Origin of the sequence: Cochleicola gelatinilyticus, from assembly GCF_001637325.1 — a bacterium.
Lineage (GTDB): Bacteria > Bacteroidota > Bacteroidia > Flavobacteriales > Flavobacteriaceae > Cochleicola > Cochleicola gelatinilyticus.
Map to the genome: position 1 here is coordinate 231,068 of NZ_LRXL01000052.1, position 19,389 is coordinate 250,456.

General features: G+C 37.0%; 19 protein-coding genes. 9 read left to right on the top strand and 10 right to left on the bottom strand.

Annotated features, from left to right (window positions below; all coding sequences use genetic code 11):
- Positions 1 to 13 precede the first annotated feature (13 nt).
- From ULVI_RS13960 to ULVI_RS13990, 7 genes are all read left to right on the top strand, one after another.
- Complete coding sequence (locus ULVI_RS13960) at positions 14 to 829, top strand: hypothetical protein (protein WP_068593411.1); 816 nt, start codon at positions 14 to 16, stop codon at positions 827 to 829.
- Entirely contained in the window at positions 798 to 1,589 is a 792-nt protein-coding gene (locus ULVI_RS13965) for a hypothetical protein (protein WP_068593412.1), read from the top strand. The genes ULVI_RS13960 and ULVI_RS13965 overlap by 32 nt, the downstream gene beginning before the upstream one ends.
- 53 nt (positions 1,590 to 1,642) lie before the next feature.
- Positions 1,643 to 2,152, top strand: a complete 510-nt coding sequence (locus tag ULVI_RS13970; protein WP_157632637.1) for a DUF6702 family protein — start codon at positions 1,643 to 1,645, stop codon at positions 2,150 to 2,152.
- 68 nt (positions 2,153 to 2,220) lie between these two features.
- Complete coding sequence (locus ULVI_RS13975) at positions 2,221 to 4,527, top strand: M1 family metallopeptidase (RefSeq protein WP_068593413.1); 2,307 nt, start codon at positions 2,221 to 2,223, stop codon at positions 4,525 to 4,527.
- A 121-nt stretch (positions 4,528 to 4,648) separates the two neighbouring features.
- Positions 4,649 to 4,936, top strand: a complete 288-nt coding sequence (gene tatA, locus ULVI_RS13980; RefSeq protein ID WP_068593414.1) for a twin-arginine translocase TatA/TatE family subunit — start codon at positions 4,649 to 4,651, stop codon at positions 4,934 to 4,936.
- Positions 4,937 to 5,491 (top strand): phosphatase PAP2 family protein, encoded by a 555-nt coding sequence (locus tag ULVI_RS13985; RefSeq protein ID WP_068593415.1) that lies wholly within the window; start codon positions 4,937 to 4,939, stop codon positions 5,489 to 5,491. It begins immediately after the preceding gene.
- A gap of 40 nt (positions 5,492 to 5,531) precedes the next feature.
- Positions 5,532 to 7,046, top strand: a complete 1,515-nt coding sequence (locus tag ULVI_RS13990) for a S8 family peptidase (protein ID WP_068593416.1) — start codon at positions 5,532 to 5,534, stop codon at positions 7,044 to 7,046.
- Positions 7,047 to 7,136: 90 nt separating this feature from the next.
- On the opposite strand, the gene ULVI_RS13995 is transcribed toward ULVI_RS13990, so the two are convergent.
- The 8 genes from ULVI_RS13995 to kynU form a co-directional block, all read right to left on the bottom strand.
- A complete protein-coding gene (locus ULVI_RS13995; RefSeq protein WP_068593417.1) occupies positions 7,137 to 7,778 on the bottom strand; it encodes an O-methyltransferase in 642 nt (213 codons plus the stop codon).
- A gap of 35 nt (positions 7,779 to 7,813) precedes the next feature.
- Positions 7,814 to 8,899: an amidohydrolase family protein gene (locus tag ULVI_RS14000; RefSeq protein WP_068593418.1), complete on the bottom strand. Its 1,086-nt coding sequence runs from the start codon at positions 8,897 to 8,899 to the stop codon at positions 7,814 to 7,816.
- Positions 8,900 to 9,115: 216 nt separating this feature from the next.
- Positions 9,116 to 9,901, bottom strand: a complete 786-nt coding sequence (locus tag ULVI_RS14005) for an SDR family oxidoreductase (RefSeq protein WP_068593419.1) — start codon at positions 9,899 to 9,901, stop codon at positions 9,116 to 9,118.
- Between the two features lie 166 nt (positions 9,902 to 10,067).
- Positions 10,068 to 11,519 (bottom strand): aldehyde dehydrogenase, encoded by a 1,452-nt coding sequence (locus ULVI_RS14010; RefSeq protein ID WP_068593492.1) that lies wholly within the window; start codon positions 11,517 to 11,519, stop codon positions 10,068 to 10,070.
- Between the two features lie 13 nt (positions 11,520 to 11,532).
- The gene (locus tag ULVI_RS14015) at positions 11,533 to 12,369 is read right to left on the bottom strand and encodes an alpha/beta hydrolase (protein WP_068593420.1); all 837 of its coding nucleotides are present in this window, start codon (positions 12,367 to 12,369) and stop codon (positions 11,533 to 11,535) included.
- A gap of 16 nt (positions 12,370 to 12,385) precedes the next feature.
- Positions 12,386 to 12,802 (bottom strand): RidA family protein, encoded by a 417-nt coding sequence (locus ULVI_RS14020; protein ID WP_068593421.1) that lies wholly within the window; start codon positions 12,800 to 12,802, stop codon positions 12,386 to 12,388.
- Between the two features lie 4 nt (positions 12,803 to 12,806).
- Positions 12,807 to 14,222: an FAD-dependent oxidoreductase gene (locus ULVI_RS14025; RefSeq protein ID WP_068593422.1), complete on the bottom strand. Its 1,416-nt coding sequence runs from the start codon at positions 14,220 to 14,222 to the stop codon at positions 12,807 to 12,809.
- A gap of 39 nt (positions 14,223 to 14,261) precedes the next feature.
- Positions 14,262 to 15,524 carry a kynureninase gene (kynU, locus tag ULVI_RS14030; RefSeq protein ID WP_068593423.1) on the bottom strand — a complete coding sequence of 421 codons (1,263 nt, stop codon included), beginning with the start codon at positions 15,522 to 15,524 and terminating at the stop codon, positions 14,262 to 14,264.
- 151 nt (positions 15,525 to 15,675) lie between these two features.
- Here kynU and ULVI_RS14035 point away from each other — a divergent pair, with 151 nt between their 5' ends.
- Entirely contained in the window at positions 15,676 to 17,835 is a 2,160-nt protein-coding gene (locus ULVI_RS14035; RefSeq protein ID WP_068593493.1) for a T9SS type A sorting domain-containing protein, read from the top strand.
- On the opposite strand, the gene ULVI_RS14040 is transcribed toward ULVI_RS14035, so the two are convergent.
- A complete protein-coding gene (locus tag ULVI_RS14040; protein WP_068593424.1) occupies positions 17,836 to 18,531 on the bottom strand; it encodes a hypothetical protein in 696 nt (231 codons plus the stop codon). It abuts the gene before it with no gap.
- A 94-nt stretch (positions 18,532 to 18,625) separates the two neighbouring features.
- On the opposite strand from ULVI_RS14040, the gene ULVI_RS14045 reads away from it, so the two are divergent.
- Positions 18,626 to 18,910 carry a GNAT family N-acetyltransferase gene (locus ULVI_RS14045; protein ID WP_082830881.1) on the top strand — a complete coding sequence of 95 codons (285 nt, stop codon included), beginning with the start codon at positions 18,626 to 18,628 and terminating at the stop codon, positions 18,908 to 18,910.
- A gap of 212 nt (positions 18,911 to 19,122) precedes the next feature.
- On the opposite strand, the gene ULVI_RS15475 is transcribed toward ULVI_RS14045, so the two are convergent.
- Positions 19,123 to 19,281: a lmo0937 family membrane protein gene (locus ULVI_RS15475; protein WP_157632639.1), complete on the bottom strand. Its 159-nt coding sequence runs from the start codon at positions 19,279 to 19,281 to the stop codon at positions 19,123 to 19,125.
- Between the last annotated feature and the right edge of the window lie 108 nt (positions 19,282 to 19,389).

Sequence of the window (19,389 nt, forward strand, 5' to 3'; positions counted from 1 at the left end):
CAAGTTAAAATCTATGATGCAAAAATTACCTTTCCTTTTAATTCTTATTGTCTTTAATTCTTTTTTCGGAAGGGCACAACAAGGGGCAGAACGTATTACGATCGCGGGTGTTATTTCTGCACCAGAGGACCTTGAGGTAGAAGGTATTCATATATATAATACCGCTACTCAAAAAGGGGCTGTTACATCAGAAAATGGTTTGTTTACTTTAGAAGTCGGGAAAAACGATCGTCTGTATATTTCCTCTTTGCAGTTTCAGGATTTTAAAGTGATTGTTGATGCAGAGATGATTTACTCTGGAAAAATGAAAATTTATGTAAATCCTAATGTAAATCAGTTAGATGAGGTGCTTTTAAAATCTCATGACCTTACGGGAAATATGGCGGTAGATGCAAAGCAAATTAAAACACACGTAATTCCTAATATTCAACTATCGTTACCAGAAATACTTTCACAGAAAAATATGGAATCCGATCGCTGGAGTGCTATAAAAGGGAATGCATCATTAGAGGCCTTAGGGTTTTCTAGTAATCAAGGAGTTTCAGTAGATGTGGTAGCGTTATATGCGTTGTTGTTTCCGAAGAAAAACATTCCTATTGTTCCTTCAATTATCGAAAAGATTAATGTTCTAGAAGTATTAAAAGAACGTTTTAGTATAGAGTTTTTAAATGAAACGTATACAATTCCCACTGGTAAAGAAATTGATTTTTTATACTATTTAGAAGATAATGGGTTATTGGCATCCTATCTAAAACCAGAAAACGAATTAAAATTATTAACCTTTATGCAAGAACAAAGTGTGGCGTATCTTCTCGAGTTGGAACCTTAGTTTTTGCAGTATTCTATTTTGTTTTTTAATAAGTAGCACGGTAGTACGGGCGCAAGAAAAAATAATAGATGGAGCCATTATTAATACCATTGAGGTAGAGGGGATCCATATAATAAATACAACTTCCCGCTATAATACTATCACTAATACAGACGGAGGATTTTCTATAAGAGCGCATGAAAATGATACTTTAATAGTTTCTTCAGTTAATTACTTTCCGAAGAAAGAAGTTATTTCCAAAACAGTATTCGAAACAGGTAAAATAACAATTACATTAACTCCTTTGGTAAATGAACTTGATGAGGTATTGCTAGGGAGTACGTTAACTGGAAATTTAGCAACAGACCTTAAAAACATTAAAACGGAGCGGCCTATTAATTTTGATGATGTGGGTATTCCAGGATATAAGGGAACTCCGAAAGAGAGAATAGTCCCATTATACGTAGCTGCGTTTCCTACCCAAGTAGATATTGAAGCATTGTACAAGCATTTTAGCGGATATTATAAAAAGCTGAAGATACGTAGAAAGTGGGAGCAACAAAATATTGATGTAGCAAATCTTTTAAATCGCTACGGTGTATTGTTTTTCGAAGAAGCGTATGGAATTCCGAACGATCGGTTATACGACTTTCTCTTATTTTGCATGGAAACAACAGACGTACAATCTTATTTTAAATCGGAAAATTATTCTGGAGTTTTAGAAGTTTTTAAAGAAAGCGCATTAGAATATACAAATCGACTTCAACAAATAAAGGAATAGTTTTTGTAACATTGCGCACTCTCAACAGTCTAATAAAAAGATTATATATTTCTATGGGTATTAAATTCGTGAGAATAGCCTTCGTGCTATTGTTATTTCCTTTGTTAACAGCTTCTTCTGCGCATAAGTTTTACGTAAGTATTACTAAAATTGAATATGTAGAAGAAAAAGAGTCTTTACAAATTATTACGCAGATATTTATCGATGATGTGGAGGATGTGCTTCAAAAACGATACGATCCAAATGTGTCATTAGCTACAAAAAAGGAGAGGGAAGCCGATATCGAATTACTTACAAAGTATATTCTTCAGAAATTGAAAATTAAAGTTAACGGAGAGCTTGTTGAATTAAAGTATATCGGAAAAGAATATGACATCGATATTGTAAAATCGTATTTTGAAATAAAAGGTGTGAAGAATATTAAAAATATTGAGATTGATAACACCGTACTTATGGATCTTTTTGAAGAACAACAAAATATTATTCATTTAAAAACTGCTTCCAAAAGACGCAGTTTAATTCTCGATAAAGAAAATCCTAAAGGATTGTTAAATTTCCATTAATCAATTACATTAAAGATCATAAAAACTATTTTTAGCCAACTATATATCCAAAACCATAAATTACTAGTATGAAATTATTGAAATACGCATCTTTTGCAGCACTTTTCCTCTTTGCAGGAATGTCTTATGCTCAAGATGATACAACTACAGATGAGCGTAAACCGGGACACACGAATAACAACCGATTTAAGCAGTTATACGAAGAGTTTTCAACTCCTAATGTATATAGAAGTGCCAGCGGAACCCCTGGGCCAAATTATTACCAACAGCAAGCCGACTACAAAATGGACATTGTGTTGGATGACAAGAACGCTAGAATTAGTGGTAACGAAACAATAACATACACGAATAATTCTCCTGATGATTTAGAGTACCTATGGGTACAATTAGATCAAAATGTTCGAGCTAAAGATTCGAAGTCGAAACTTATCGAGCCTAACGGTGCACAACCTGCTACAATGGCTGGAAGTTTTGTACAAGAGCACATGGGAAGTGGTTTCGACGGTGGTTTTAATATCATTGAAGTTAAAAATGAAAAAGGAGGTAATTTACCACACACGATTAATCGCACAATGATGCGTGTTGACATGCCAAGCAAGCTTAAAAGTGGAGATAAATTTACTTTTTCTATTAAATGGAATTACAACATTCCAGACCATACTGTAGATCGTGCACGAAGTGGGTACGAGAAATTCGAGGACGGAAACAATGGGTACGTAATTGCTCAATTTTATCCGCGTATGGCAGTTTATAATGATGTGGAAGGATGGCAAAACAGTCAATTCTGGGGACGTGATGAATTTGCATTGCCTTTCGGAAATTTCGACGTTAATATCACTGTGCCAGCCGATCACACATTAGACGCTACTGGAGAGTTGCTAAATAGAAAAGAAGTTTTTTCTAAAGAAATGATGAACCGTTTCGAAAAAGCTAAAAAATCGTTCGATACACCTGTAATTATTGTAACGCAGGCGGAAGCTGAAGCGGCTTCAAAAGGTTTTGCAACGGGAACTAAAACATGGAAGTTTAGAGCAGAAAATGTTCGTGATTACGGTTTTGCTACGTCAAGAAGATATATTTGGGACATGATGGCTGTAAAGCTTGGTTCTAAAAATGTAATGGCAGTTTCTATGTATCCCCCAGAAGGAAATCCACTTTGGGAAGATTACTCAACTAAAGTTGTTGCAAGTACCTTAAAGTCGTATTCAAGAATGAGTTTCGATTACCCGTATCATAAAGCAATTTCGGTTCATGCAAAGAATCAAGGAATGGAATATCCTATGATCTGCTGGAATTATGGCCGTCCCGAAAAAGATGGAACTTATAGTGAGCGTACCAAATACGGAATGATGAGTGTAATTATCCACGAAGTAGGACACAACTACTTCCCGATGATCGTGAATAGTGATGAGCGTCAATGGACTTGGATGGATGAAGGCTTAAATACCTTTGTACAGTATGTAGCAGAGCAAGATTTTGGCGAGTGGTATCCGGAAGCAATTGCTCCAAACAAAGCATATCCTTCAAGAAGAGGACCTGCTAAAAATATTGTAAATTATATGGCAGGTGAGCAAGATGAAATGGCTCCAATTATGACGAAGGGGTTAAACACTTACAATTTTGGTGCAAATGCTTATGCTAAACCAGCGACAGGATTAAATATTCTAAGGGAAACAATCATGGGACGTGAATTGTTCGATTATGCGTTTAGAACCTATTCTCAACGATGGATGTTTAAGCACCCAACACCAGAAGATTTTTTCCGTACGATGGAAGATGCTTCAGCTGTAGATCTTGATTGGTTTTGGAGAGCATGGTTTTACAGTACAGATTACACAGATATAGGAGTTGAAGATGTAAAAACATTTTATGTAACTTCAAAAATGAACAAACAAGTTCGTGATATGATGGAGCAACGTGGAATGAAAGAAAGTGATCTTCCACCATTGGTATATCTTGTTGAGGAAGGAAGTGAAGATTTTGAAGAAAGCATGAGAACGGCAACTTTAAACGATGTGAAAACACTTCAAGAATATATTATGGACAATGTGCCAGCAAATGAAAGAGCAAATCTTAAAAACCCTAAGTATTTCTATGAGGTAACTTTTAATAAGCCAGGAGGAATACCAATGCCTATTATTGCTGAATACACATACAGTGATGGAAGTACAGAACGGGTTACATATCCTGCACAAATTTGGAGAAAGAACGATAAATCTGTGGGTAAACTACTTGCTTCAGACAAGGAAATTACTAAAATCGTGGTAGATCCCGATGAGGAGACTGCAGATATTGATACTTCCAATAATACTTGGCCTAAACGTAAAAAACTAGGAGAGTTCGATACCTTTAAAAATAAAGTAAAAGAAAACTAAAAGTCTTCAATCTTATTTTTAAAAAACCTGCTTCATAAATAATGTGAAGCAGGTTTTTTCGTTTTCGATATTTTAGGAATCTAAATTCTAATACAGAATTCATAATTAGTATATTTGCAAAATGATTTTTCAAGCTTTTTTTCTTTTTATTAGCGGAGCGGAAATAGTATTTATTCTATTTATCGTATTGCTTGTATTTGGTGCTGATAAAGTTCCAGAAATTGCCCGTGGATTAGGGAAAGGGATGCGGCAAATTAAAGATGCTACGAACGATATTAAATCTGAAATTACTAAAAGTGCCGAACAACACGGTGTTGATATCGATATAACAAAAGATGTTCGAAGCGAGATCGACAAAGTGAAAGATGATGTTGACGAAATCACAGGACCCATTAAAAGAAGGTTTTAAATGTTCGATACCCTCAAGGAATGGGATAGAGAATTGTTTGTTTTTCTTAACGGATTAGGGATAGAACGATTTGATAGCTTTTGGATCTACGTAACTCAAATTGAAAGTTGGCTTCCACTTTTTGCGTTTTTCTTTGCGATAATTCTTTATTATTATAAAGCAAGAAAAGGGTTTGGTGTTATATTTTTTGTGTTGCTTACTTTCGGAATTACTATTCTTTTCACAGATCTTGTAAAGGAATATATAGAAAGGCTTCGTCCAAATAATGTAGAAGCTTTGTCTGAACTTATACGAATTCTTCAGAAACCTACCAATTACAGTTTTTTTTCAGGACATGCCTCCACTAGTTTTGCTGTAACTACGTTTGTGGTATTATCCTTACGTAATTTTACAAAATGGATTTACGTAGCCTATTTATGGCCATTATTATTTGTGTTAAGCCGTATCTATGTTGGAGTTCACTATCCTAGTGACATTTTTGTAGGTGCTTTAGTAGGAACTGTATTTGCTTTTCTTTTTTATCGATTAAGCGTGAAGGCATTAGAACGCGTTTAAATTTTTTGTATTTTAAAGGTTTAACAAAAACCTTCTTAGTATGAAAAAAATTATTTCTGGCATTTTTGCCGTAGCCGTATTATTTTCCAGTTGTTCCCGAGACACACTCGAAACCGAAGACGATCTGTCGACAGACTTAAAAGTAGAAAGTACAAAAGATCTTTTAACAATTCCCCAAATTAATGCGATTATAGATCGATATCTTCAAACCACAGGAGATTTTAATTGGTCCGATGTTTCAGATCAAGTACTGTGGAGTGCTACAGTACACGGAGACCATATTTTAACGATAGGATATGGTGCGTCGGGAGAGAGTTTCCGAACCGAAAATAATCGTAGATTAGAGACCGTAAAAGGGGATATTATATTCGATGTGATGACTTCAGAAGGAGTATCTCTTAAAGAAGCACTTCTTGAAGACGATCCAATACTTAATGTGATTGATCTTGAAGTAAAAAATATCGAAACGATTTCTGCCTTAAGAGGTCGCAGCAATATTCGATATTTAGAACCTAATGGATATTCTTTTTACGCTCCCACCAATTCTAATATTCAAAATCGTTCTTCTAGTGGGTGTGATAAATCTGGTGAAATTCTTAACACAAACGATTACCGAACAATTGCTCCTAATTCATTAATTAGCTGGACCTATGATCAACACAATATCGAGCAAGCATGGAGTCATAGTACAGGAGCAGATGTTACTGTAGGGTTAATCGATACTGGAATTTCTCCAAATCAACCATTTCTAGGGAGTAATTTTAATGATGGGCACAGTTCGGGAAGAACTATTCAGAAATATGGAACCTTTATCGATTCTTCTTGGTGGTGGTCTAGTACTACCGATGGCCCTAACGATAAATGTGGACACGGTACCAGTATGGCATCTACCATCGCATCACCAAGAAACAATAACTTTATGCCAGTGGGAGTTGCCTACAACTGCAACTTGGTTTCGTATCGCGCGACCGAAGACGTATTATTAAACGATTATCACGAACGCAAAGGAGTAAAAAATGCATTGGTCGCATTGGGTAACAGAAGTGACGTAAAAATAATTTCTATGTCGATAGGGTACCCTTGGTCAATAGGAAATGTTAAAGACGGAATTCGGTATGCATACTCAAGGGGGAAGTTAATTTTTGCAGCAGGAGGTACCTCACTAGATTTTACAAACTGGTATCCAGTAATTTTCCCTGCAAGCATGTCTGAAACTATAGCAGTTACAGGAATTACAGATAATGGGAATTATCAGCAATGCGACACTTGCCACGACGGAAGCGAAATAGAATTTACCATTGTGATGCAAAGAGATTCAAATAACAATAGAACAGGAACTACCTTAGGTTTTTACAATGGAGATACAGATTATGTTGGTGGGTCGTCTGTAGCAACAGCAACAACCGCGGGAATAGCTGCATTAGTATGGGCAAAGTATCCTAATTGGTCACGCTCTCAAGTACTGAATCGATTACGTCAAAGTAGCGAATTTTATCCAAACCGTGACGGAAATAAAGGATATGGGAATATTAATGCGTTAGAAGCAGTACAATAATATATACCATCGAAAGATTCTTAAAAACATAAATACACGAATAATGCAAATTATTCGTGTATTTGTATTTAAGTTTATACACAGATTTCCTTATAAAACACGACTAATAGTAAGTCCGTCTCGAATAGGCAATAAAACAGTTTCTAATTTTGGATGCTCATTCAACAACGTATTATAAGTAAGAAGTGCCTTTGTATCCTTATCATCTTTAGCAACAGGCTCCACAACTTTTCCACTCCAAAGTACGTTGTCACTTAAGATTACAGCACCTGTATGGAGCTTAGGAAGCAGCAATTCAATATAGTTAGGATAATTTACCTTATCAGCATCAATAAAAACAAGATCAAAATCAATAGAAAGTGTTGGTATAATATCCAATGCATTTCCCGTATGCTGAATAATTTGTGACCCAAGACCAGATTTGTCAAAATATTTACGTTGAAAATCATGCAACTCCTCGTTATGATCAATGGTATGTAATGCACCCTGTTTTTGCATTCCTTCGGCTAAACATAATGCCGAATATCCAGTATAGGTGCCAATTTCTAAAATGTTTTTTGGTCGAATTAATTTCGAAAGCATACTTAAAACACGTCCTTGTAAATGTCCACTCAACATTCGTGGCGCTAAAACCTTTTGCCAAGTTTCACGATATAACTCTTGCAATAAATCTGGCTCAGGTTGCGAATGTGTTTCTACGTAATTGTCAATTTTTTCGGGTAAGAAATTCATATTTCTTAAGACATTTTTATTTATAAACCTTCAAATTATTCTCCCGTAATTCGTTGAATTAATTTTTTCTTGGCATCTTCATCATCCCCACACAACCATTGTATTACATTGTGCTCCCAGATTGCATCGCATTCTTCCGAAGATAAAATTTTACGTTCCATAGCAAGATCCAGAATTTTACCAGGATACGAAGACTGCACGGCACTCTCCATTTCACCTAAAGGATACGGATCATCAAGCCCCATTAAAACCTGTTTAGCGCCTTGATTTTTAATCACTAACTCTAACGAACCAGTATCATGTACAAGCGTATCAAAAAATATATTTTTATGTCCAACGGCTTTCCTAGGATGGGATTTCCCTTCAAACAAATCAGGGCGACCATCAAATCCTTGAATGCGTCGTCCCAAATTAATTTGTGCTAATTGTCCTCCGTGTGCAAAGCACGTACGCATGTTTGGGTATTTATCGGCGTACCCATTTAGAGTTAAAAAATGATACGCATCGGCACATTGCGCTAACATCCAAATTAGGTGAAAACGCCATGAAGTATTTTCGAGTTTGATAAATTTTTCACCATCATATGGATGTATTTCTACAGCGAGGTTGTACTTACTTGCAAGTTCAAAAATGGGTTCATTTTCCTCATCAAAAATACAACGCCAAGTCCCGATAGTATCCATATAATGTGTGGGTAGACATAATAATTGCAACCCTAATTCTTCCACGCAACGTTCTATTTCCCATAGTGCTCCACGAACAAATCCAGGGTGAACCACAAATCCGCACGTAAATTTCGACGGATTCTCGTGCTGTACCTTCGCATTAAAATCGTTCTGAAATCGGAGTGCCTGCTTCATTTCTTCTACACGCAACCCATTTCCATATAACTGAGATAAATTTAATACTACCGCATGATCGATCTTAAAACGGTCCATCCACTCCAGTTTTTCATCGAGAAAAAAGCTAGAATCGGTGACCGGCCGGCTCCAATCTTTCTGAAGCATAAATTTTCGATCTTTATCCACCCAAAATATTCCCTTATCCTTCATAAACTGAGGGATTTCTTCTGGGTATGGAAGTAAATGTGAATGTCCGTTAATACGCAATTTTCGTTTCATAGGCTTTCCTCACAGCAGTGGAGGTCTCATTTAATTGGTTCAATAGATATCCTTATAGCTATTCAATTTCAGAAATTTAATGCATTGTTTTAAAGCAATAAATGTTGGGCGTGCCCCTAGGTCGGGTCGGGCTTTCGTGGCTACATGGTAGCCTACTCAATCCCTCACGCAACTCCCGATAAAGTTAATAAACTTTAAAGAGTCTACACAGCCCGATTACAGGGATTTTGTGCGTCCACCATCTACAGGAAGGTTAATTCCGTTAATGTAACTCGCCGCTTCGCTAGCCAAAAAAGCAACTGCATTGGCAATCTCTCCCGGTTGTGCAAAACGTCGTGCTGGAACCAATCCTTGCATGAATTTACTCGCTTCACTTTCTGTCTTGTTCATTTTTTTTGCTGCGTTGCTAACAATACTTTCAAGTCGATCGGTCGCTGTAAACCCAGGAAGTACGTTGTTCACAGTAATTCCAAATTGACCTAATTCGTTCGCTAAAGTTTTACTCCAGTTGGCTACAGCTCCGCGAATGGTGTTGCTTACCCCTAAACCGTCGATAGGCTGTTTTACAGAAGTTGAAATAATATTGATTATTCTTCCGTAGTCAGCTTCTTTCATGCCAGGAACCACCGCTTGTACTAATATCTGATTGCACACCAGATGTTGCTGAAATGCATTGGTAAACTCGTCTACTTCCGCAGAAAATATAGGACCTCCTTTCGGCCCACCTGTATTATTTAATAAAATGTGAAACGGTTTTTCTTTAACTCGTTCCGTTACTTTTTTCTTCAACTCTTCTGGGTTTGTAAAGTCGGCAACAATGTAATTGTGTTTCTGTCCTTTTTCGTGAGATAATTCAATAAGAACCTCTTTTAATTTTTCTTCATTTCGAGCAACTAATGTGATTGTAGCTCCCAGTTTAGCTAGTTGTTTAGCAGAAGCTTTTCCTATTCCGGCAGTACTTCCGCAGACTAATGCGTTTTTATTTGTTAAATCTAAATTCATAGGTTAAATTTCTTTCTTATAATTGGTACTATTTTTCTTTAGTGATAAAATACTATTTTTACCTTTTTAATGGGGCATCATACCTCGTTTACGTATTGTTAGGAGCCAATTTATTTATACGTTAAAGGAAGATTTCCCGCGGCTTTTTTAAAATTTCTTTATAGTATCACCTTCCCTCGTATTGTATGCAAATATTTTTAGGCTCAGTAAAGAAGCGCAATGCTTCAAATCCACCTTCTCTCCCCATACCACTATCTTTTGTTCCTCCAAAAGGAGTACGGAGATCTCTGTTTAACCATGTATTTACCCAAACAATTCCCGCCTCCAATTGTTTTGAAATACGCATGGTTCTATCAAGATTGTTCGTCCATAAGGTGGCGGATAGTCCATATTTCGTACCGTTCGCCATCTTCAATACTTCTTCTTCAGTGTCGAATGGAAGTAACGTAACAACTGGGCCGAAAATCTCTTCTTGATTTACACGACATTGATCGTCGGGAACTTCAATAATTGTGGGTTGTAAATAGTAGCCATTCTCTAATCCTTTTACTATAACCTGTTTCCCACCAAATAAAATTTTTCCACCTTCTTTTTCAGCAATACTAATATACGATTGTACTTTTTCTAAATGCGATTTAGACACCAAAGCCCCGAGGTTGGTTTCTGCATTAAAAGGATCGCCTATTTTAAGCGACGATACTTTGTTTATAAAATCGGTTTTAAATTTATCATAGATGGATCGCTCAATAAAGATACGACTTCCACAGAGACAAATCTGCCCTTGATTTGCAAAAGACGAACGTACTGTAATCTCCAACATCTTTTGGTAGTTGCAATCGGCAAAGATTATGTTCGGATTTTTCCCTCCCAATTCTAACGATAGTTTTTTAAACATTGGGGCTGCTGTTCTTGCGATATGTTCTCCGGTCTTAGTGCCTCCTGTAAAAGAAATTGCTTTAATATTAGGGTGTTCCACAATGGCTTGCCCTGCAGAAGGACCAGTGCCATGTACAATATTAAGAACTCCTTTGGGTAGCCCTGCTTCTGTACATATCTCGCCTAATAAGTAGGCAGTCATAGGAGTTACCTCACTAGGTTTTGCAACTACCGTATTTCCTGCCGCAATGGCGGGTGCAATCTTCCAAGTAAATAAATAAAGAGGTAAATTCCAAGGAGAGATACAGCCCACAACTCCTAAAGGTTGTCGCAAGGTAAAATTCATCGTATTTAGTCCAGGGCTTTCATGGGCTTCACTGGCAAACTGTGTGATCGCATTTCCGAAGAATCTAAAATTTGAGGACGCTCTGGGTATATCTACTGCCAATGCAAGGCTTAATGGTTTGCCATTATCTTTGGCTTCTGCTTCAGCCAAAGGAAGTAATTTCTCATCAATAAGATTGGCGATATCTAAAAGAATACGACTTCTTTTTTCAAGAGTGGTATTAGACCATGAAGGAAAGGCTTCCGAAGCAGCTTTATAAGCCACCGCTACATCGTCAACATTCGAATCGGCAATTTCTGAATAAATGCTACCATTGCTCGGATTATAATTATCTAACCATTTCGAAGCAATAGGGTCACAATAGGCGCCATTAATATAATTTTTGATTTTTTGCATGGGTTGTAAAATGCTATTTTTTTGTTTCTGAAAATATTGTTTCGAAAGCACTATACACGGCTAAATGTAACGCATCGCCATGATCTTGTTTCTCTAGAAAATGATAGTAAACTTTTGTATTCTTCTTCTTATTTTGATTTAGAGTATTGTATAGTTCTTTTGCAACTCGCTTCATGATTGGTCCTTCTTCACCTACAGCGATATAAATAGATTTTTCTGAATTATAGGAGGTAGGAGTGGTTTTTAATAACGATTCATAATCGTACCAAAGACTTGGACTCACGATAATGTAATTGGTAAAAAGGTTGGGTTTTTTATAGAGAATTTCTGTCGCAACCAATCCGCCGAGCGATTGTCCGATGAGTGTTTTTTGTGAAGTCACTCTGTATTTATTTTCAACAAAAGGTTGTACTTCCTTTTCTAGGTACTTGATGAATGTTTCTGAATGACCTGTCGTTGGATACTCTTTTTTGTATTCTTCATCGGTAGAAGGGTAGGTATAATCACGTTTACGATCTACATTAGCAATACCTACGACGATTGTTTCCGGAATCATATTGATCCATGAAAAGGAACCAAATTGTACCAGTCCTGCGATATGAATAAAATCTTCATCGACCGAGCCGTCTAACAAATAAATAACAGGGTATTCTGTTTCAGAATTTTGGTGGTATCCATTTGGAAGGTAGATATTTAAAGTGCGTTGTTCGTTCAATAACTGCGATTGTAAGGTCACAGTTTCCCCAATGGTGAACGGTTGTATGTCGATATCAGAATTGGGTTGTTCTTGCTGTGCATGTAGGGAAGCACTGAGACAACATATTCCGAAGAAAATATTTTTCCAATTCATAATTGTTTAATTTAAATTAGGCTTTTTTATATGCTACCGCTTTAATTTCCACAACCAAATGTGGATGTGGTAATTGGTGTACGGCAACCGTAGTTCGGGTAGGGCCTGTTTCTTTTTTAAAGTATTCTGCATATACCTCATTGTAGCCAGCAAAATCGTTCATGTTAACCAAAAAACTGGTAACATCTACAACATCTTCCATAGTAGCGCCTTCGGTTGCGAGATAATCTTTAATATTTTCTAATACCGCTCGGGTTTGTTCTTTTATATCCAATCGCATGCTGCCCATTTCGTCTATTTGGTGCACCCCCGCAAAGGTATTGTCGGGTAATCGGGAACTTGTACCGCTCATGTATATAAAATCGCCCACTCTTTTTACATGTGGGTAAGCGCCTCTGGGCGTTGCTTTTCCATCAATTAAATTACTTTTCATTGTTTTATTTTAAATTGCGAACTACCGCATCGTCGTGCAGTATTTCTTCGGTTTCTTTTTTTACTTTTTCAAGTTTTTCTTCTAAGCTGAACGAGTCGGGAAGTTTTCCGTCGTCTATGAGATTTAGAATAGCTTTATCCTGTGCTCGCCCACGGTGTAAGGCATCAGAATAGGTGATGTTTTCATTAAAGGTAACTAGCGAATATTTTGAATAATATTTCTCGGGAAATTCAGCTTCAAAAGCAGTTTCTAACTTTCTTTTTTTCTGAAACAAAGGACTTGCCGTGTGTTCTTTCATTTCGTGAAAATTATCTACCGCCAAATCGGCAATTGCATCGGTATCTTTTTTTCGAGCGGCTTCGTACGTTTGAAAGATTTCAGCCCAATGAGACTCTTTTCCTTCCGAAGAAAACTTTTCTAAGATCTCATCAAATACCACCACATCTTCAAACGAAGCGTTCATTCCTTGTCCGTAAAAAGGAACAATAGCATGGGCTGCATCTCCTAAGAGTAAAGTCTTGCCATAGCTACTCCAGGGAGAACATTTTATAGTTCCTAAGGGGCCTGTGGGATTGCTAAAAAATTCTTCTGCTAAATGTGGCATTAATTCGACTGCATCGGGAAATTCTTTATTAAAGTATTCGTGAACCATTTCTCGTGTGGTAAGCGTATCGAAACAATAATCACTGTTGGAGTAGGGTAAAAATAGGGTGACCGTAAAACTGCCGTCAAGGTTAGGTAATGCAATAAGCATGTCTTCACCACGTGGCCAAATATGCAATGCGTTGATATAGGTTCGGTATCCTCCATCTTCTGCTGGTGGAATTGAGATTTCTTTATACCCGTGAGTAAGCCATTCTTGTGAAAAACTAAAAAGGAATTTTTTATGATTAAACATGCTTTTTCGAACAGATGATCCTGCGCCATCGGTTCCTAGAATAATATCACCAGCGAGGGTGACTTCTTCATTGGTGTCGTATTTTTTAAAGGTGGCAGAGGCATTTTCAAGATCTACTGTTTTACATCCATGATTAAATTTTAGGGTTACATTAGGCATTTTTTCTGCTTTGTCTAACAGCAACATGTTTAATCCTGGACGTGAAATTGAATTAATGTATTCGTTAGTTCGTCCACTGTATTTACTTAAAAAAGTAGCTCCTTTCCTGTCGTGGATCATTCGTCCATGCATGGGAATGCAAAGTTTTTTAGCTGCTTCTTCTACACCTGCAAGTCTTAACCCTTTTAATCCTCGATCGCTTAAGGCAAGGTTGATAGAGCGTCCGGCATCTTGCGTTTCTTTGCGTAGATCTGGACGTTTTTCAACTAAAGTCACTTCGTGTCCGCGTTGTGCCATTCGTAATGCCAAAAGGCTTCCGCAAAGGCCAGCTCCTATAATTAATATGTTACTTTTTTCTTTCATGGTTCAAGAATAGAATTTTTACAATGGCCTGTTATAGTTTTATGCAAGTACTTCTTTGAGTCGCTGGGTAAAATGAAAAACATCCTCGAAACTGTTATATAGTGGAGTAGGGGCGATTCGAATTACATCGGGCTCTCGCCAGTCACTTATTACGCCTGCTTCTGTAAGTTTTTTATGAATATTTTTATCAGCATTACGAACTTGTATGGATAATTGGCACCCTCGTTGTGTCGGATCTTTGGGGGTAATAATAGTTATTCGATCGTTTTTAAGGTTATTTATTAAAAACTCAAGGTACCCGGTAAGTTTTTCCGATTTATTCCGAAGATTTTGAAACCCCGCCTCCTCGAACGTATCTAGTGAGGCACGAATAGCTGCCATTGATAAAATGGGTGGATTGCTTAGTTGCCAACCTTCTGCGCCCGGTAATGGATCGAAGTCGTGACGCATGTTAAAACGAGTATCTTTGTTATGTCCCCACCAACCTGCGAAACGTTTTAACTGTTCATTATTAGCATGTCGCTCATGAACAAAACAACCTCCCAAACTTCCTGGACCACTGTTTAAATATTTATAAGTACACCAAACTGCAAAGTCGGCCCCAGTGTCGTGAAGGTTGGGTTGAATATTTCCCGCACCATGCGCCAGATCGAATCCTACCATTGCACCATGTCTATGTCCTAATTCGGTAATTTTTTCTAACGGAAAGTGCTGTCCTGTATAATAATTAGTGCTTCCAATCATAAGTAACGCAACCGACTCTCCGTGTTCTTTTAGGATACTCTCTAGATCTTCAAAACGACAAAGTTCTTCTCCTTTACGAGGTTTCCATAAAATAAGCCCCTCTTTTGCATCGAAACCATGAAATTTCAACTGACTCTCCATGGCGTATTTATCACTGGGAAAAGCATCACTTTCCACGATAATTTTATACCGGATTTTTGTAGGTTGGTAAAACGATACCATCATTAAATGAAGGTTGGTAGTTAGTGTGTTCATAATAACTACTTCGGAAGGTTTCGCCCCAACAATATTAGCCATAGGTTTTGCTAGAGCTTCGTGATAAGGAAGCCATGGGTTTTTACCTTCGGTATGCCCCTCAACCCCAAGATTCGCCCAGTCATCTAATTCATCTTGAATGTATTTTGAAGTAATTTTGGGTTGTAGCCCTAGAGAATTTCCACAGAGATAAATCAACTCGTTTCCGTTAGAATCTTTCGGAAGTAAAAAACGTTGGCGGAAGTGAGAAAGATCATCATTTTCATCACATTTTCGAGCATAACTTAAATCATTTGTGTGCATAGAGGAAAGATACTTTTAGCGTGTCTAACAAAATTAACGATTAATATCGGTAATTATATGCATATTGACAACCATTTGAGTAGATGCATACGGCAAATCATAGTAGATGAAAGTAGGTTTCAAAATAGTTTTTATCTTTGAAAGAAAACACATGAAACGATTCGTATTACTGCTAGGGTGTATGATGGTTTTTTTTCAGGGAGTTGCTCAGTCGATAGCGCGCGAATGGAATGAAGAAGTACTAAACGGAATAAGGAATGATTTTGCTCGTCCTACCGTTCACGCTAGAAACCTGTTTCATTCCTCGATCCTAATGTACGATCTGTGGGCGGTTTTTGAAGATACTGCTACTCCTTTTTTTCTTGGGAAACAATTCGGCAATTACTTTTGTGATTTTGAAGGGTTTGAACCAGACGAGTCCATTCCGGAAGCTCGAGAAAAGGCAATAAGTTACGCAGTGTATCGACTGATGAAACATCGATTTTCTTTGGCTCCTGGGAAGGAAGAAATATACGAATCGATCGAAACCTTAATGACAACCCATAATTACGATACGTCTTTTACAAGTACAGCTTATCAATCGGGAAATGCAGCAGCTTTAGGTAATTATTTAGCAGCTCAGCTCATTGCTTTTGGATTACAGGATGGTTCTAATGAAGCGAACGATTATGCCAATTTATTTTATGAACCTATAAATAATCCTTTAGTTACCGCAATTTCAGGGTCGACTGGTTTGAATGATCCTAATAGGTGGCAACCATTGAGTATTGAAAATTTTGTAGATCAAAGTGGCAATACAATTCCTGGAGGAACACCAGAATTTTTAAGTCCAGAATGGGGAATTGTAACTCCTTTTGCTCTAACTGAAGAAGATCTTACCATACACGAAACTCCAGAATTCGATTTTTGGACCTATCACGATCCCGGACCACCCTCGTATATTCAAGAAGGATTGGGGATTGAAGATCCTTATAAATGGGGATTTGCGTTAGTTGCCGCATGGAGCTCTCACCTTTCTATGGAAGATACAACTATGATAGATATCTCACCTCGCAATATAGGAAATATCGAAAGTACGACCTTTCCAACTACGTTCGAGGGTTTTAAAGATTTTTACAAATATGAAAATGGGGGTGATTCCAGCACTGGGCGTATTACCAATCCTGTAACAGGAATGCCATATCAAGAACAACAAGTGCTTCGGGGTAATTATACTAGAGTTCTAGCAGAATTTTGGGCAGATGGCCCCGATAGTGAAACACCGCCTGGGCATTGGTTTACGATTTTGAATTATGTAAACGATCAACCAAGTTTAATTAAAAAATTTAAAGGACAAGGACACGTGTTGTCTAATTTAGAGTGGGATGTTAAAGGATATTTTCTTTTGGGTGGAGCTATGCACGATGCAGCAATTACGGCTTGGGGAAGTAAAGGGTATTACGATTATATTCGACCCATTAGTGCAATTCGATATATGGTTTCTAATGGCCAGTCGAGTGATCCAGCACTTCCAAACTATCATCCCCATGGCATGCCTTTAATTGATGGGTTTAGTGAGTTAATAAAAGAAGATGATCCTTTGGTTGGAAACTTTCAAGAGAATTTAAATAAAGTTAAGCTATATGCTTGGCGAGGTCCTGATTACATTGTTGATCCTGCTCTTGACATTGCTGGGGTAGACTGGATTTTAGGGTCAGAATGGTTTCCGTATCAACGAGCTTCTTTTGTGACCCCACCATTTGCCGGTTATTTTAGTGGTCATTCTACCTATTCGAGAGCAGCCGCAGAAATCCTAACGTTATTAACGGGAACGGAATATTTTCCCGGTGGGATGGGTGTTTTCGATATTGAAGCAAATTCTTTTTTAAAATTTGAGGTAGGTCCTACAGCATCGATGCAATTGCAGTGGGCAACCTACTATGATGCCAGCGATCAAACAAGTTTGTCTAGAATATGGGGAGGAATTCATCCTCCTATTGATGATATTCCAGGACGCATTGCGGGCGCTAAAATAGGGAAAGATGCATTTCAATTAGGGAGTGATTATTTTACTAGCAACCCTGCTTCAGGAGGAATTATATATCCTAATCCTGCAACAGACGAAATAACTATTGTAAACGATGTTGAAGGTCCTGTATCTGCGATAATAAATGATATGGCAGGACGACGTGTCTTTTTTGAACAGGTTTCATTTGATGCAACCAACCGAACTCGAATTTCAATTTCAAATTTGAGTCAAGGGGTTTATTTTATAAGCCTTGTTAACAATTCTGGCAAGAAAATTTTGGTAAAGCGTTTGCTGAAAAGATAATTACTTCACTTTAATATTAGTAAAATATAGCTTAAAATCTCCAGTTGGATCTTTATGCATTTTTGCAATTTCTATTCCTTCAAACGTTTCGTAATCTTCCCATGTGGTAATCATAGAAGGTTCAGAAGCATTTTTTTGCCTAAATACCCATTCTTTAATAATAAAATCTTTTCCGAAGTAAAAATCATATGCATCTCCAGGCGTATACCCTCCTTGATTTCCATAAACAACAGTAAGTTGATTTAACGTATCTTTTGAAATAGGGGCAACCACGTTCTCTTTTTCAGAAAATGTCGTCCCTTCATCCCAAGCAAGATTAAAAGGTGCGAGCAGCCAATATTTGTCGTTTATAAAAGCAGCATCCGATTTCATTGTGATGCTATCCATAGAAGTTCGATTATAATTCACAGTATCGGTAGCAGTCATCATGGTTACATCATTGGTTTGAGGCTTCCAGATCCATGATCTTTCTGAATGATTAACGCCTCGGTCAACGTTAAATGTGAATTGAATTTCAGAAATGTTATCCCAATTTTCAAAACCATTTTTATTTGCGATCATTTCTGCTGTAGAAAAAGTTTTGTCCTGTTCAAGCTCAGCTGTTAATTCTGTATCATTATTAGTTCTTGTGGACCTATCGTTCTTACAGCTTAGAATGAATATGGTTAAAAGAAAAAGCGTTAAAATGACTCGCATAAGGATTGTTTTTTTTGTAAAAATAAAGAAAGTAGCATCACAAACATAATTTTAGTAACTTTAAGAATATATTAGATTGTTACATATAACCCACATGATGAGTTCTGAACTAATTGATAACACTGCAGCAAATCGCTTCGAACTAATCGTGGAGGGTATGACTGCTTTCGTTGATTATAAAGTGAAAGATGGAATTGTATATCTTCTTCATACCGAAACCCCTAATAAATTAAGGGGAAAGGGAGTTGGCTCTAAGTTAATTAAAAATGTATTTCAACTTTTAGAAAGCGAAGGGTTGCAATTAAAATCATTGTGTCCATTCATCTCTCATTATCTTCAAAAACATCCTGAGTGGGGATTCTTAATAGCCGCAACATAAAAAAACCCGTTCAAAATTATTGAACGGGTTTTTCATTATCTTAAAAATGCAATTAATCTATTGCATCTTCTACATCATCAGCAACTTTTTCTACTGTCGATTTTTCGCGACAACTAGTAAAACTTGTGGTGAAAAATCCTGCTAATAATAAAAGTACGATAAGTCTTTTCATAATGTTAAGTGTTAATGGTTAGAAAATTATTTTAAATGTATTAGGGTCTACGACCAGTTGCTAAACGGTAAAGAATACCAATTACAGCAAGAACTAATAAAATATGAATGAGGCTTCCTACAGACTCCCCAAAACCAAAATATCCTACTAGCCATCCAATAATTAATATTACTACGATTAACCAAATTAAATCTCTCATAACGGTTGTTTTAATTGTTAGTAGTTTAAAATTATAGAAAATTATATTATAATACTTCTAGTTTAACCCACCCTTAACAATAATTCATTATTTTATCTTAAATGAGTT